Annotated in this window: 11 protein-coding genes and 2 tRNA genes; 5 read left to right on the top strand and 8 right to left on the bottom strand. The window is 70.3% G+C overall.

What is annotated here, in order from left to right; all coding sequences use genetic code 11:
* Positions 1 to 87 precede the first annotated feature (87 nt).
* From ACFZCY_RS27590 to ACFZCY_RS27555, 8 genes are all read right to left on the bottom strand, one after another.
* Positions 88 to 666: an ATP/GTP-binding protein gene (locus ACFZCY_RS27590; RefSeq protein ID WP_078510301.1), complete on the bottom strand. Its 579-nt coding sequence runs from the start codon at positions 664 to 666 to the stop codon at positions 88 to 90.
* Positions 647 to 1,321, bottom strand: coding sequence for a DUF742 domain-containing protein (locus ACFZCY_RS27585; RefSeq protein ID WP_391178762.1), 675 nt, complete (start codon positions 1,319 to 1,321; stop codon positions 647 to 649). Before ACFZCY_RS27585 ends, ACFZCY_RS27590 begins: the two co-directional genes overlap by 20 nt.
* 87 nt (positions 1,322 to 1,408) lie before the next feature.
* On the bottom strand, positions 1,409 to 1,822 hold the full coding sequence (locus tag ACFZCY_RS27580) for a roadblock/LC7 domain-containing protein (protein ID WP_009714795.1): 414 nt from the start codon (positions 1,820 to 1,822) through the stop codon (positions 1,409 to 1,411).
* Between the two features lie 10 nt (positions 1,823 to 1,832).
* The gene (locus ACFZCY_RS27575) at positions 1,833 to 4,733 is read right to left on the bottom strand and encodes a nitrate- and nitrite sensing domain-containing protein (RefSeq protein WP_391178760.1); all 2,901 of its coding nucleotides are present in this window, start codon (positions 4,731 to 4,733) and stop codon (positions 1,833 to 1,835) included.
* A 481-nt stretch (positions 4,734 to 5,214) separates the two neighbouring features.
* Entirely contained in the window at positions 5,215 to 5,802 is a 588-nt protein-coding gene (locus ACFZCY_RS27570) for an ATP/GTP-binding protein (protein ID WP_391178757.1), read from the bottom strand.
* Positions 5,783 to 6,193: a DUF742 domain-containing protein gene (locus ACFZCY_RS27565; RefSeq protein ID WP_055547352.1), complete on the bottom strand. Its 411-nt coding sequence runs from the start codon at positions 6,191 to 6,193 to the stop codon at positions 5,783 to 5,785. Before ACFZCY_RS27565 ends, ACFZCY_RS27570 begins: the two co-directional genes overlap by 20 nt.
* Positions 6,194 to 6,293: 100 nt before the next feature.
* Entirely contained in the window at positions 6,294 to 6,707 is a 414-nt protein-coding gene (locus ACFZCY_RS27560; protein ID WP_009714791.1) for a roadblock/LC7 domain-containing protein, read from the bottom strand.
* A 9-nt stretch (positions 6,708 to 6,716) separates the two neighbouring features.
* Complete coding sequence (locus ACFZCY_RS27555; RefSeq protein ID WP_391178753.1) at positions 6,717 to 10,529, bottom strand: nitrate- and nitrite sensing domain-containing protein; 3,813 nt, start codon at positions 10,527 to 10,529, stop codon at positions 6,717 to 6,719.
* 595 nt (positions 10,530 to 11,124) lie between these two features.
* On the opposite strand from ACFZCY_RS27555, the gene ACFZCY_RS27550 reads away from it, so the two are divergent.
* The 5 genes from ACFZCY_RS27550 to ACFZCY_RS27530 all read left to right on the top strand — a co-directional run bounded on the left by ACFZCY_RS27550 (position 11,125) and on the right by ACFZCY_RS27530 (position 14,232).
* The gene (locus ACFZCY_RS27550; RefSeq protein WP_361478102.1) at positions 11,125 to 11,316 is read left to right on the top strand and encodes a hypothetical protein; all 192 of its coding nucleotides are present in this window, start codon (positions 11,125 to 11,127) and stop codon (positions 11,314 to 11,316) included.
* Between the two features lie 274 nt (positions 11,317 to 11,590).
* Positions 11,591 to 12,382 (top strand): fumarylacetoacetate hydrolase family protein, encoded by a 792-nt coding sequence (locus ACFZCY_RS27545; RefSeq protein WP_391178750.1) that lies wholly within the window; start codon positions 11,591 to 11,593, stop codon positions 12,380 to 12,382.
* Complete coding sequence (gene gltX, locus ACFZCY_RS27540; RefSeq protein ID WP_391178747.1) at positions 12,375 to 13,871, top strand: glutamate--tRNA ligase; 1,497 nt, start codon at positions 12,375 to 12,377, stop codon at positions 13,869 to 13,871. Before ACFZCY_RS27545 ends, gltX begins: the two co-directional genes overlap by 8 nt.
* Positions 13,872 to 14,037: 166 nt before the next feature.
* A tRNA-Gln gene (locus tag ACFZCY_RS27535) sits at positions 14,038 to 14,109 on the top strand.
* A gap of 50 nt (positions 14,110 to 14,159) precedes the next feature.
* Positions 14,160 to 14,232 (top strand) — tRNA-Glu (locus ACFZCY_RS27530).

Below are 14,232 nucleotides of genomic sequence, written 5' to 3'. Positions count from 1 at the left end.
CCGATGGAGGGCGGGGGATTTCGCGTATCCGGCACCGGCGGTCCGGGCCGGTTCCGGCGGGCCGGGGCCCGCCGGAACCGGACACGGCTAACGCAGCCGGGCCATCAGCGCGTGCTCGACCAGCGTGATCAGCGCGCTCTTGGCCTCGCTGCGGTGGCGCGCGTCCGTGATGATGATCGGCGCGTCGGGGCCGATCTGCAGGGCCTCGCGGACCTCTTCGGGACTGTAGGGCTGGTGTCCGTCGAAGCCGTTGAGGGCGATGACGAAGGGCAGTCCGGAGTTCTCGAAGTAGTCGACGGCGGGGAAGCAGTCGGCGAGGCGGCGGGTGTCGACGAGGACGACGGCGCCGATGGCGCCGCGGACCAGGTCGTCCCACATGAACCAGAACCGGTCCTGCCCGGGGGTGCCGAACAGGTACAGGATCAGGTCCTGGTCGAGCGTGATGCGGCCGAAGTCCATGGCCACCGTGGTGGTGGTCTTGTCCGGCGCGTGGGTGAGATCGTCGATCCCCGCCGAGGCGGAGGTCATCACGGCTTCGGTACGCAGCGGGTTGATCTCCGAGACCGCGCCGACGAACGTGGTCTTGCCCACGCCGAAGCCGCCCGCCACCACGATCTTCGCGGAGGTGGTGGAGCGGGCTGCACCGCTAGAGCTTGCGAAGTCCACTGAGCACCCTTTCGAGCAGTGTCACGTCAGGCTGGCCGCCGGCGGACTCGTCGCCGCCGGGCTGGTGAATGGCGACGAGCCCGGCCTCGGCCAGGTCGGCTACGAGGATCCGGGCGACGCCGAGGGGGATGGTGAGCAGTGCGGAGATCTCGGCGACCGACTTGATCTCGCGGCACAGGTGGCAGATCCGCTGGTGCTCGGGCAACTGGCCCTGGAGCTGGGTGGGATCGGCCGTGGTGTGTACCAGTGCCTCGATGGCGAGCTGGTACCGGGGCCGGGTCCGGCCCCCGGTCATGGCGTACGGGCGCACCAGGGGGTTATGCGCGCCTCCCGTTGGGGAAGGTTCCGGAGCGAGGCGCTGAGGCGGCTGTACGGGCTGGATGCGGGGTGGCTGCGGTGGTTCGTACATAGGACTCTCGGGGGGCGCGTAGGAGGGCGCGTAGAGGTCCTGCTGGCCCTGTGGGGTCCAGGGCTGCGGGGGCATCGGCTCCTGGGGCTGCTCGCCGGGGTACTCCGGGGACGGTTCGCCCGGGTACGGGGAGCGGGCCTGGCGGCTCGGCGCGGAGGGGAAGTTGAAGCGCTTCATCGGGGCTTCTCCACGCGGTTCGGACGGCTGCCCATGGCCGTACGGATATCCGCTAGGGGGCGTTGCCACGTTTCCTCCTCCAACTCCAACGTGCCTGTCGGCCGGTCGCGCCACCGCACCCTATGGCGCGGTGGCGCGAAACGCACTCCATGTTTGCTAGTTGAGAAGACTGCCTTGCAATTCCGCGCGCAGGTCGGGGGTGAGGACGTTGCCCGCGCGATCGACGAGCAGGGCCATCTCGTAGCCGACGAGGCCGATGTCGCACTCCGGGTGGGCGAGTACGGCGAGGGAGGAGCCGTCGGAGATGGACATGATGAAGAGGAAGCCTCGTTCCATTTCGACGACGGTCTGGTTGACCGCGCCGCCTTCGAAGATGCGGGAGGCTCCGGCGGTGAGCGAGGTCAGGCCGGAGGCGACCGCCGCCAGTTGATCGGCTCGGTCACGGGGGAAGCCTTCGGACATCGCCAGAAGGAGTCCGTCGGCGGAGACCACCACGGTGTGGGACACCCCGGGGGTGTTGTCCACGAAGTTGGTGATCAACCAGTTCAGGTTCTGCGCCGCCTGGCTCATCGGGCTCACACTAACGCTCCTGATCGTAGGTGCTGCCGGGGCCGAAGCCCTGTTGGTCATGCTGGTCACGCGGGGTGATCCCGGCTCCCGCGTCGCGTCCCCGCTGGATGCCGCGGCGCAGGTTGCTGAGCCTGCCGCGGACGTCCTCCGGGGCCCGGGAGACCTGGGGGCCGCCCTGTCCGGTGGGCTCCGCGGCGCCCTCGACCAGGTTGGCCTTGGGCACCCTCCGGGGCAGACCGGAGGAGGTGACTCCGCCGGCCTTCGGCTCGCGGAGCTGTTCGGCGCGGTGCCAGCGCTGGTCGTTCTCCGACTGCCACCGGTTACCGTCCTCCTGCGGGGCCTGCCGCGGCCGTTCCGGCACCGCGGCCGCCGCCGGTTCCCCGACTGCCGCCTGTGCCCCTGTCTCCTCGATCGGCTGCCACTGCTTGTCGCGACGCGGAAGCCCTGCGTCGGTCACCGAGTGGACGCCGCTCGGAGAGGGGCCCGGACGGTGGAACTCTACGCGGTCCCGGGAAACTTCGGGACCGCCGGGTCCCGATTCCGTTTGCGTCCCGAACTGCGACGCGAAGGGCATTTCAAAAGATCCGGAATCGCCCCACTCTCCCTGCTGGGGAGGTGAGTTGTAGCCCGCGTACGGCTGTTGTTCCGGCTCTGTCTGGACGCTGAAGTCCGCTTCCGGTTCAGAGAAGGCGGAATCCTGGTACCCGGGAGCGGCCGGTCCCGGACCGGGCTGGGCCAGCAAATCGGGCTCGGCCGGGTCGTGCCGCGGCTCCTGCTCGTGCTGCATGGCCTGCAGCCCGCCGTACTGCCGCTGGAACTGCTCCTGGGCGTACGAGGAGTCGTCGAAGCCCAGCTCGGCGGCCGTACGGGAGGACAGCGCGGCGTCCTCGGGGGTGTAGGCGGGCTGCGGCTCGGGCTCCGGGGCGATCCGGGAGACCGTGAAGTCCTCCTGGGGCAGCTCCTCGCCGCCACCGCCGTGGGTGATCGCCTCGGGCAGCATCACCAGCGAGGTGGTGCCCGCCTGCTCACCGGCCGGGCGCAGCTGCACCCGGATGCCGTGCCGGTCGGCGAGGCGGCCGACCACGAACAGGCCCATGCGCTGGGAGACCGCGGCGTCCACGGTCGGCGGCTTGGCCAGCTTGTGGTTGATGTCGGCGAAGTCCTCGGCGGTCAGGCCGATGCCCTTGTCGTGGATCTCGACCACCACCCGGCCGTCCGGCAGCCGGGTCGCGGTGACCCGCACCTTGGTGTGCGGGGAGGAGAAGGTGGTGGCGTTCTCCAGCAGCTCGGCGAGCAGGTGGACGAGGTCGGTCACCGCCGTGCCGTGGATCTCGCTCTCGGAGATCCCGGCCAGCTCGATCCGCTCGTACGACTCCACCTCGGACGAGGCGGCGCGCAGCACGTCGATCAGCGGCACCGGCTGGTTCCAGCGGCGGCCCGGCTCCTCGCCCGCGAGGATCAGCAGGTTCTCGCCGTTGCGCCGCATACGGGTGGCCAGGTGGTCCAGCCGGAAGAGGTGCTCCAGCTGGTCCGGATCGGCCTCCCGGGCCTCCAGTTCGGAGATCAGGGTGAGCTGCCGCTCGATCAGGCCCTGATTGCGACTGGAAAGGTTCGTGAAGATCGCGTTGACGTTGCCCCGCAGCATCGCCTGCTCGGCCGCGAGACGGATCGCCTCGCGGTGCACCTGGTCGAAGGCGCGGGCGACCTCGCCCAGTTCGTCCCGGGTGTTGATCGGGATCGGGGTGACCCGGGTGTTCACCCGGCCCGGGTCGGTACGGGAGAGCTGGTCGACCACCATGGGCAGCCGCTGCTCGGCGACGTCGAAGGCGGCGTTGCGCAGCTGGAGCATGCTGTGGCTCATCGAACGGGCCATCCGGCCGGCCACGATGAACGCCACGAGCAGCGCGACGAGCACGATCGCCGCGTTCACGATCGTGTCCTGCTTTGCGTTCGCGGAGATTTGCGATGCCTCGTTCACGGCCTTGTCGACGAGGTTCTGCTCGGCTTCGCGGTAGGCGTCGAACTTGACGGTGGACGCGGCGAACCAGGCGTCCGGCGTGATGCCCTGGTCCGCCAGATCCTTGGGATCCGACCCACCGGCGATGGCCTGGATCATCCGGTCCATGGAAGGCGGATCGGTGTACGTCTTCCCCGCCGCCTCGGCCTTCTGCTTGGCCTCGGCGCTCTGCGCCTGCGCCCGCTTCTTGGCCGCGGTGAGGGTGTCCTCGAGCCGGGTCACGTCCTCCGGGGTGCCGGCGGCGTTGAACTCCCCGAGGGCGATGCCCTCCAGGTAGACATAGCTGCCGAAAGCGGTCAGCTGGGTCTTGCGGTCGGCCGCCGACGGACCCGGCTTGACCAGCAGATGTGTGCCGATGGAGCGCTGCAGCGACTCGGCGCCCTTGGCCAGCGAGACCGCGTAGACGGTGCGGCCGTAGGAGGTGATGTTGCCGGTGCCCAGACCCAGTTCATTGGCGAACTCGGTCAGCCCGTGCTCGACGCCGACGTACCCCTCTTCGGTCTTCACCGCGCCCAGCCGGTCGGTGTAGGCGTTCCGCCGCACCGCCGCCAGCTGGGGTTCGACCGACTTGAACGCCTTGAGGCGCCGTTTGAGGGTCGCGGTCTGCGGCATGTCGGCGGCCGCCTGATCGAACTCCTTCGCCGCCGCGTCGGTCGTCGCGCGCACCTTGCGCACCACGTCCTCATTCGTGCCGGTCAGCAGCGGGCCGGCGGTGCGGTCGCGCTCGTCGACCAGGGCGTGGGCGTAGGTCTCGGCGGCCCGGACCAGCTTGGCGGTGCGCTCCGCGTCCTGCGCCTCGTTCCAGGTGGCGACCGACGCCGACACCTGGAAGCCGCCGAAGACCAGGGCCACCAGCACGGGGATGAGCAAAATGGCGTACAGCCGCGTGCGCACCCCCCAGTTCCGCGGGGTGATCCGGCCACCGGTGGGGGCGGGCGGATCCGACGCATCTGCGGGCGGAGCCGCTGTGCGTGTACGCGGCGGCGGGGTGAAGTTCCCTCGCGCTTCTTGCGCGGGGTCCGGCGTGCTTCGCCTCACTCGACCAAAACCTCTCGGCGTCGGCACCGATCTCGTGCCGTTCCCAGTTGAGCCCTCTACTGCCCAGTTCAGCGAATTCCAGCACGCCCCGCAGGTGCTTTCCAAACACTGTGCAAACCGCTCAGTCTGTTGTCTAGACCAGAGATAAAACGGGCGTTAAGGGTGAGCCATGTCAAATGCCGAACTAATTGAACGCACAACGGAGTCGATCGTATGCGCTCCGTATCGACGAGCCGGGTTTTTCTCTGTCGAAACGTTATGAAGGCACGAGCCGGCCATGTCGTTGGACACAGCCCGCTCGTACCTTTGCTGCCGCACAACCTCCGGCGATCGGCTCCTACTTGAGCCGGGCCATCAGCGCGTGCTCGACCAAGGTGATGAGGGCGCTCTTGGTTTCGCTGCGGTGGCGCGCGTCGGTGGTGATGATCGGGGTGTCCGGGCCGATCTGCAGGGCCTCGCGGACTTCCTCCGGGGCGTAGGGCTGGTGTCCGTCGAAGCCGTTGAGGGCGATGACGAAGGGCAGTCCGGAGTTCTCGAAGTAGTCGACGGCGGGGAAGCAGTCGGCGAGGCGGCGGGTGTCGACGAGGACGACGGCGCCGATGGCGCCGCGGACCAGGTCGTCCCACATGAACCAGAACCGGTCCTGCCCGGGGGTGCCGAACAGATACAGGATCAGATCGTCGTCCAGCGTGATGCGGCCGAAGTCCATCGCCACGGTCGTCGTGGTCTTGTCCTGCACATGGCTCAGGTCGTCGATCCCCGCCGAGGCGGAGGTCATCACGGCTTCGGTGCGCAGCGGGTCGATCTCCGAGACCGCGCCGACGAACGTGGTCTTGCCCACGCCGAAACCGCCCGCCACCACGATCTTCGCCGAGGTGGTCGCGCGGGCGGGCGGGGCGCCGCCGCTAGAGCTTGCGAAGTCCACTGAGCACCCTTTCGAGCAATGTCACATCCGGCGTACCGCCCGTCTCCGAGCTGCCCCCCGGCTGGTGAATGGCCACCATGCCGGCTTCCGCCAGGTCGGCCACGAGAATCCGCGCCACGCCGAGGGGTATGTTCAGCAGCGCCGACACCTCCGCGACGGACTTGACCTCCCCGCAGAGATGGCAGATGCGCTGATGCTCGGGGAGCAGCCCCGCCAGATGCGCGGGGTCGGCCGTGGTGCTGACCAGCGCCTCGATGGCGAGCTGGTAGCGCGGCCGGGTCCGGCCTCCGGTCATGGCGTAGGGACGCACCAATGGCTGGTCGCCTTCACCCCCGTACGGCGTGTGGTGATGGCCGCCGTACGGGCCGGTCGAGGCAGGGGGCGGGGTCATGAGTCCTCCGGTCGGACAACAAGGTGACGACGTGTGCCGTCGGTCGGGGCCGGTGGGGGGCGCCCCGGCCGTGCGGCCGGGGCGGGCGGTCGGTGGGTGGTCAGTTCAACAGGCTGCCTTGCAGTTCGGCGCGCAGGTCGGGGGTGAGGACGTTGCCCGCGCGATCGACGAGCAGGGCCATCTCGTAGCCGACGAGGCCGATGTCGCACTCCGGGTGGGCGAGTACGGCGAGGGAGGAGCCGTCGGAGATGGACATGATGAAGAGGAAGCCTCGTTCCATTTCGACGACGGTCTGGTTGACCGTGCCGCCTTCGAAGATGCGCGAGGCCCCGGTGGTGAGCGAGGTCAGGCCGGAGGCGACCGCCGCCAGTTGATCGGCTCGGTCACGGGGGAAGCCTTCGGACATCGCCAGAAGGAGTCCGTCGGCGGAGACCACCACGGTGTGGGACACCCCGGGGGTGTTGTCCACGAAATTGGTGATCAACCAGTTCAGATTCTGCGCCGCCTGGCTCATCGGGCTCAACTAACGCTCCTGCTGGTAAGTCGGGCCTACGCCGCGATCATGATTGCCGTCCAGGCCGGTTCCGGCCCGGCGGCCCTGCTGAATACCCCGGCGGAGGTTGGTCAGCCTCCCGCGTACATCGTCGGGCGCGCGAGACACCTGGGGCCCCACCTGCTCGGGCTGCTGCGACGGCTGCGCGGCGCCCTCCACGAGATTCGCGCGGGGCACCCGCCGTGGCAAGCCGGACGACGTGATACCGCCGGCGGCGGGCTCGCGGATCTGTCCGGCGCGGCGCCAGCGCTCGTCGTTGGCCGACGCCTGCCACGCTGATCCCGCACCGCCCAGCCCCTGGAAACCGGAGCCGTTGGTGCCGCCGGTGCGCTGGGCACCGTTGGTCCCGCCCGGGCCGCCGGTCCCGGCCGCCCCGACACCGCCTGCCCCGACACCGTTGAAGTCACCGGTGTTCCAGGACGACGGCTGCTGCTGCTGTGCGGGCGGCTCGGGAGCCTGGGCGGGCGGCTCCGCGGGGTACCGGCCGCCGTCGCCCTGGTTGCCCGGGGTCTCGGGCTGGTTGTGGAGCCAGGTGGATTCGATGGTGTCGAATATCGGCGTCCGGCCGTCGCCGGGGCCGGCGGCGGGCGGCAGAGCGTCGTCCTGGCGGCCGCCGCGCTGGTTCCGGTCGTCCCGCACCTGCGGGAACTGGCCGGTGTCGCCGGGCCCCTGGCCCAGCTCCGGCCGGGCAAACTCGCCGGTGTCGCCGGGGCCGCGCCCGTAGTCGGGGCGGCCGAACTGCGCGGTGTCGCCGGGACCGCGGCCTTCCTGGCCGGGTACGGCGAACTCACCCGTGTCACCGGGGCCGCGGCCGACGTCGGGGCGCTGGAACTCGCCGGTGTCACCGGGGCCGCGGCCGAAGTCGGGGCGCTGGAACTCGCTGGTGTCACCGGGCCCGCGGCCGAAGTCCGGGCGCGGGAACTCGCCCGTGTCACCCGGTCCGCGGCGCGGCTCGAACAGGTTGGGGCCGTCGCTCAGCTGGGGCAGCTCACCGGTGTCGCCGGGGCCGCGGTTGCCGAACGGGTCGCGGCGCTCGCCCGGGCCGCCGAGATCCGGGCGGGCGAACTGGCCCGTGGTCTCGGGCTCCTCGTGCCCGCGCGGCTGGTCGCCCGCGTCGCGCCCTTCACGCGGCCATTCGTCCTCGAGACGGCCCCAGCTGGGGCCGGGCTGCTGCTGCGGACCGGGAAGCTCACGAGCCGGGTCGCGCGAGGGCAGCTGCGGACGGTTGCCCTGGTCTCCCGCGTCGGCGCGGGAGGGCGCACCGGTCGGCGGGGCGACCGTCGGACCCTGGTCACCGCGCGTGGGCAGCGGGGGACGGCCGGAGGGGTCACCGGCACCGTTGCCGGGCTCGTTCCGCGAGCGTCCGGGCGCCTCGAAGAGGTTCGGGCCGGAGGGGGCGCCGCCGCCGGAAGGACCAGCACCCGCACCGGCTCCCGCACCGGCACCGGCCGGCCGGGTCGGAAGGCCGCCGCCGCCGTTGCCGGGCAGCGCGGCGCGCGAACCCGCGCCGGGGACCTGCCGCCGCGAGGGCGCCGAACCGAGCAGTCCCGCCGAGCCGTTGTCGCCCTGCCCGCCGGAACCCGGACCGCCCTGGCCGCCGGGCCCACCGGCCTTGCCGCCGGCGCCCTGCGGCGCCGGCTTGCGGCCGCCCTGGGCGACGTCCACCGGCAGCATGACCAGCGCGGTCGTACCGCCCGAGTCGGACGGCCGGAGCTGGATGCGGATGCCGTGCCGCAGCGACAGGCGGCCGACCACGAACAGGCCCATGCGCCGGGACACCGACACGTCGACCGTGGGCGGGGAGGCCAGCCGCTCGTTGATCGCGGCCAGGTCCTCGGGCGACAGACCGATACCGGTGTCGTGGATCTCGACCAGCACCCGCCCGTCGGGCAGCGCGTGACCGGTGACCTTGACCTTGGTCTGCGGGGAGGAGAACGAGGTGGCGTTCTCCAGCAGCTCGGCGAGCAGGTGCACGAGGTCGTTGACGACCCGGCCCGCGACCTCGGTCGCCGGGACCGAGCTGAGTTCGATGCGCTCGTACTGCTCCACCTCGGAGGCGGCCGCGCGGAGCACGTCCACCAGCGGGACCGGCCGGGTCCAGCGGCGGCCGGGCTCCTCGCCCGCGAGAACCAGCAGGTTCTCACCGTTACGGCGCATACGGGTCGCGAGGTGGTCGAGCTTGAACAGCGAGGACAGCTGGTCCGGGTCGGCCTCGCGGCTCTCCAGCTCGGAGATGAGCGAGAGCTGTCGCTGGATGAGGCCCTGGCTACGGCGCGAGAGGTTGGTGAACATCGCGTTGACGTTGCCCCGCAGCAGCGCCTGCTCGGCGGCCAGCCGGACCGCCTCGCGGTGCACGTCGTCGAAGGCCGCGGCCACCTTGCCGATCTCGTCCCGGCTGTGCACGCCGACGGACTCGACGGAGGTGTCCACGTCCTGCGGGTCGGACTCGGACAGCTGCTTGACCAGCTCGGGCAGCCGCTTCTCGGCGACGTCCTGCGCGGTGTCCTGCAGCCGCCGCAGCGAGCGGACCATGGACCGGGCCACCACGAACGCGCCGACCAGCGAGACACCGAGCACCAGCAGGATCAGCGCACCGTTGAGGATGGCGTCCTGCTGGGCGGAATCGCGCAGCTCACGAGACTTCTGCGTCATCTCGCTGAGCAGCGTCTGCTCGATCTTGCCCATCTCGTCGATCTTGATACTGTCCTGGTCGTACCAGTCCAGATAGGTGCGCTTCTCGGCCTTGAGGCCGTCCGGGTCACGCACAGCCCGGTCGGCGTACATGGTCGCCGCCTTGATGTCCGGGCGGCTGTCCAGCGGCTCCAGCAGGTCCTCGGAGTTGCCCTGGCGGATCTGCTTGAAGCTGCCCAGCGCCTCGTTCTCCTTGTCGACCGCGGTCCTGGCGAACCGGCTGTCGTTGGCGGAGAACTGGGCGCCCTTGGGGTCGGCGAGGGCGGCGCTGATGAGCGCGCGCTGGATGGAGGCGTACTCCTTGGCGGAGGAGAAGGTGGCGAGCGCGCGGGTGTTGTTGATCATCGCGCGGTTGCTGGTCGCCTGCGCCATGTCCTGCGACAGCGACAGCAGCGAGTTGATCAGCTCGTTGTAGTCCTGGACCGTCAGCGAGTAGTACTGGCTGTTGTCGTACGCCGTGTCACGGATATCGTTGATCTTGCCGAGCTGGCGGTCGATGTTGACGAGCGTCGACTGCACACCGGCCATCGACTGATCGCCCGGCTCGACGTTGTCGGTCGCCTTGCGGAAGGCCGCGATCGCGCGGTTGGTGTCCTCGCGCGTGGAGACGACACCGTCGTCCTTCTCGTTGCCCTTGCTGGCCAGCGGCCCCGCCGACTTGTCCCGCTCCGCCTGGAGCGCGTTCGACAGCTGAGTGGCCTGCTGCGTCATGTCGGTGAGCAGCTTCATCTGGTCGAGCTGCTGGATGTTGTCCAGCGAGGTGTCGATACGGAGCGCTCCCAGCGTGGTCGCGGCGACCACGGGGAGCGCCAGCAGGGAGACCAGCCGGGTACTGATGCGCCAGTTCTTGAGGGCCATCCGGGCGCCGGGCCCGCTGGACGTCACCGGCGCGGTGGACTCGGCGGCGCCACCGCCACCGCTGGGCGCGCTGGTCTTCGTAGCGCTCTGGGCGCCGCCCTCGGGGCCCTGGTCGGCCGGGGGCCGCCCGCCGCCCTGGGCGCGCTGGGGCGAGGAGCCGCGGTCGGTCCCACCGCGCGGCTCCGGGTCCGCCGAAGCTTCCCCGCGGCCCTGGCGGGCCTGGGGAGACCCCATACCATCCCTCTTGAAACGTCCCTGCACTAGCGTCGCAACCTCTGGACCAGGCGCTCCACCGGGTCAGCGGTGGAGCGGTGTCGAGTCGAGGGGACCGCGGCCCCCCATTTCGGTCGTGAGTGACCGGCGCGCTTCCTTTCGTATATCGACAGGAGGAGCCCCCGCCGCTCGGCGCCTCTCTGTCTTGCGCCCCCATGCGCGCCGGCTGATCCCGCGGCGGTCCCGGGAATTCCAGCACAGTGCCGGATGCTGCAACAAGGGCAAGGGGTAAGGCTGTGACGCGCGTGACGCTCAGTACGGGCGTTATTACCGGACGTAGAAAGTCATGTCTGCGATAACGGACTTTTGTGAACGAGTCGATCGCGCATACGGCGTGTCCGGCTAGCGATGATCAAGAGCGGAACGTCTGCTTCGGGGGTGCAATGTCCGTTTCGGGGCGCGAATCGCGTGCCGTGAATGTGGCATTTGCCCGATCAGTCGTGAGCAAAATCACATGCTGGTCGAGACTTTTTCCGCGAATGCATGGGCAGGGCCGGACCTAGCCTGACGCTTTACACCACCAGTGGATACGACAACAACGCGAGGCATAAACCCAGTGAAGACGACGATGATGTTCCGCACGATAGCCAACCCCCGGCGCACCACCCTGGCCCATCTCGCGGACGCCGAGGAACTGCGGACCGAGACCGGCGAACAGCCGGAGCACCCCGTCGAACTGCCCACCCGGACCGCCAACCCCCGGCGCACCGTGCTGATGGAGGCCCCCGTAGAGGCCCCCGGCCACTGAGCCGCTTATTTCGGGGCTCGGTTCTCCCCCAGCTACCGCTGGGAGGTGCCCCCGCCGGGGCGCCTCAGTCAGTGTCGACGGTCGACCGTGCTCGGTCCCTCGTTCCTCGGGACCTGCGCGCGCTCTCCCTTTCGACACCGGCGCGCCCCTTTGGCTCACTCGCCGGCGCCCCCGCACGGGGGACGGGCGAGCCGACCCGGCGGCGCGCGGGAGGCGGGGCGATAGCCTGGAGCGTCAGTCTCCAGCGAGTTCAGATAAGAGGCACCAGCTTCCCGTGCGCATCGCCAGATTCTCCATCGACGGCAACGTCGCCTTCGGAGTGGTCGAGGGCGAGCCGTCCGACCAGGGCGGCCCCGTCGTCGACATCATCAAGGGACACCCCTTCGCCGAATTCGAGCGCTCGGGGCAGAAGATCCCCCTCAGCAAGGTCCGGCTGCTGCCGCCCGTCCTGCCCAACAAGGTCATCGGGATCGGCCGCAACTACGCCGAGCACGCCGCCGAACTCGGCAACGAGGTCCCCGACGTCCCGGTCGTCTTCTTCAAGCCGTCCACCTCGGTGATCGGCCCCGGCGACCCCGTCGCCTACCCCTCCTTCTCCTCCGAGGTGCACCACGAGGCCGAGCTGGCCGTGGTCATCGGACGGATGTGCCGCGAGGTTCCGCGCGAGCGGGTGGCCGACGTCATCCTCGGCTACACCTGCGGCAACGACATCACCGCGCGCGACGCGCAGCGGCGCGAGAAGCAGTGGGCCCGGGCGAAGGGCTTCGACGCCTCCTGCCCGCTCGGCCCCTGGGTGGAGACCGGCATCGACCTGGAGCGGGCCGGCGACCTCGCGATCATGTGCACCGTCAACGGCGAGCAGCGGCAGCTGGGCCGTACCAGCGAGATGGTCCGCTCGATCGAGGACCTGATCGTGCACATCACCGAGGCGATGACGCTGCTCCCCGGCGACGTCGTGCTCACCGGCACCCCGGCGGGCGTCGGCCCGCTCACCGTCGGCGACGAGGTCGCCGTCACCATCGAAGGCATCGGCACTCTCACCAACAAGGTGATCAAGCGTGGCTAGCGCAAGCTCCCCCGCCCCCGTGCGGGTTCGTTTCTGTCCTTCGCCGACCGGCAACCCCCATGTGGGCCTGGTCCGCACCGCCCTCTTCAACTGGGCGTTCGCCCGCCACCACGGCGGCAGCCTGGTCTTCCGCATCGAGGACACCGACGCCGCGCGCGACTCCGAGGAGTCGTACGCGCAGCTGCTGGACGCCATGCGCTGGCTCGGCTTCGACTGGGACGAGGGCCCCGAGATCGGCGGCCCGCACGCGCCCTACCGCCAGTCGCAGCGCATGGAGGTCTACGCCGACGTCGCGGCCAAGCTGCTGGACGCCGGCCACGCCTACCGCTGCTACTGCACGGCCGAGGAGCTGGAGGAGCGCCGCGAGGCCGCCCGCAAGGCCGGCCGCCCCTCCGGCTACGACGGCACCTGCCGCACGCTCAGCCCCGAGCAGATCGCGGCGCACGAGGCCGAGGGTCGCGCCTCGATCGTCCGCTTCCGGATGCCGGATGAGCCGATCACCTTCACCGACCTGGTGCGCGGCGAGCTGACCTTCACCCCGGACAACGTTCCGGACTACGGCATCGTGCGCGCCAACGGCGCCCCCCTCTACACGCTCGTCAACCCCGTCGACGACGCGCTGATGGAGATCACCCACGTGCTGCGCGGCGAGGACCTGCTGTCCTCCACCCCGCGCCAGATCGCGCTCTACCGGGCGCTCGCCGAGATCGGCGTGGGCGGCGGCCAGGTGCCCGCCTTCGGGCATCTGCCGTACGTCATGGGCGAGGGCAACAAGAAGCTGTCCAAGCGCGACCCCCAGTCGTCGCTCAACCTCTACCGGGAGCGCGGCTTCCTCCCCGAGGGGCTGCTCAACTACCTGTCCCTGCTGGGCTGGTCGCTCTCGGCCGACCGGGACGTCTTCTCCCTGGAGGAGATGGTCGCCGCGTTCGACATCTCCGGTGTCAACGCCAACCCGGCGCGCTTCGACCTCAAGAAGGCCGAGGCGATCAACGCGGACCACATCCGGCAGCTGGACGTCAAGACCTTCATCGAGGCGTGCGGCCCCTGGCTGCAGGCCCCGCACGCGCCCTGGTCCCCGGACCGCTTCGACGCGGCGGCCTTCGAGGCGCTGGCCCCGCTGGCCCAGACCCGGCTGACGGTGCTGTCGGACATCACCGCCAACGTCGACTTCCTCTTCCTGGCGGAGCCGGTGGAGGACGAGGCGTCGTGGACGAAGGCCATGAAGCCCGGCGCGGACGCCCTGCTCACCACCGCCCGGACGAAGATCGCCGAGCTCGCCGAGGCGGACTGGAAGGCCGAGCCCCTCAAGGAGGCCGTCCTCGCCGCAGGTGAGGAGCACGGTCTCAAGCTGGGCAAGGCGCAGGCCCCGGTCCGCGTCGCCGTCACCGGCCGCACGGTCGGTCTGCCGCTGTTCGAGTCCCTGGAGGTGCTGGGGCGCGAGCGCACCCTGGCCCGCATCGACGCGGCGCTGGCCAAGCTGTCGGCCTGACGCCGGAGGGGGCGCCGCGTGCCCGGCACGCGGCGCCACCGCACCGGCAATCCGTTTTGGTGGCCCGTCCACCATCGGGTAATGTTCTTCCTGCGCCGCCCGAGCGAGCCGAAAGGCCGGACGGAGGCGTAACCCAGACAAAACCCCTACGGGGGTGGCGTTTTGGTGGGGTATGGTGTAATTGGCAGCACGAGTGATTCTGGTTCACTTAGTCTAGGTTCGAGTCCTGGTACCCCAGCAAGAGATCTTCCCGATTTCGTCGAGAATCTCTTGATCAAGCAAGACCAGGCCCCCGTTGTGTAGCGGCCTAGCACGCCGCCCTCTCAAGGCGGTAGCGCCGGTTCGAATCCGGTCGGGGGTA

It is taken from the genome of Streptomyces sp. NPDC007983 (assembly GCF_042958345.1).
GTDB lineage: Bacteria > Actinomycetota > Actinomycetes > Streptomycetales > Streptomycetaceae > Streptomyces.
Note: the sequence above shows the minus strand (reverse complement) of the source record. Positions and strands in the feature narration are given on the sequence as shown.

What these genes read in the sequence shown, in the direction of transcription:
- ACFZCY_RS27580 (WP_009714795.1), bottom strand. Translation starts at nt 1,822, where the DNA reads ATGAGCCAGGCGGCGCAGAACCTGAACTGGTTGATCACCAACTTCGTG.
- ACFZCY_RS27565 (WP_055547352.1), bottom strand. Translation starts at nt 6,193, where the DNA reads ATGACCCCGCCCCCTGCCTCGACCGGCCCGTACGGCGGCCATCACCAC.
- ACFZCY_RS27560 (WP_009714791.1), bottom strand. Translation starts at nt 6,707, where the DNA reads ATGAGCCAGGCGGCGCAGAATCTGAACTGGTTGATCACCAATTTCGTG.
- ACFZCY_RS27555 (WP_391178753.1), bottom strand. Translation starts at nt 10,529, where the DNA reads ATGGGGTCTCCCCAGGCCCGCCAGGGCCGCGGGGAAGCTTCGGCGGAC.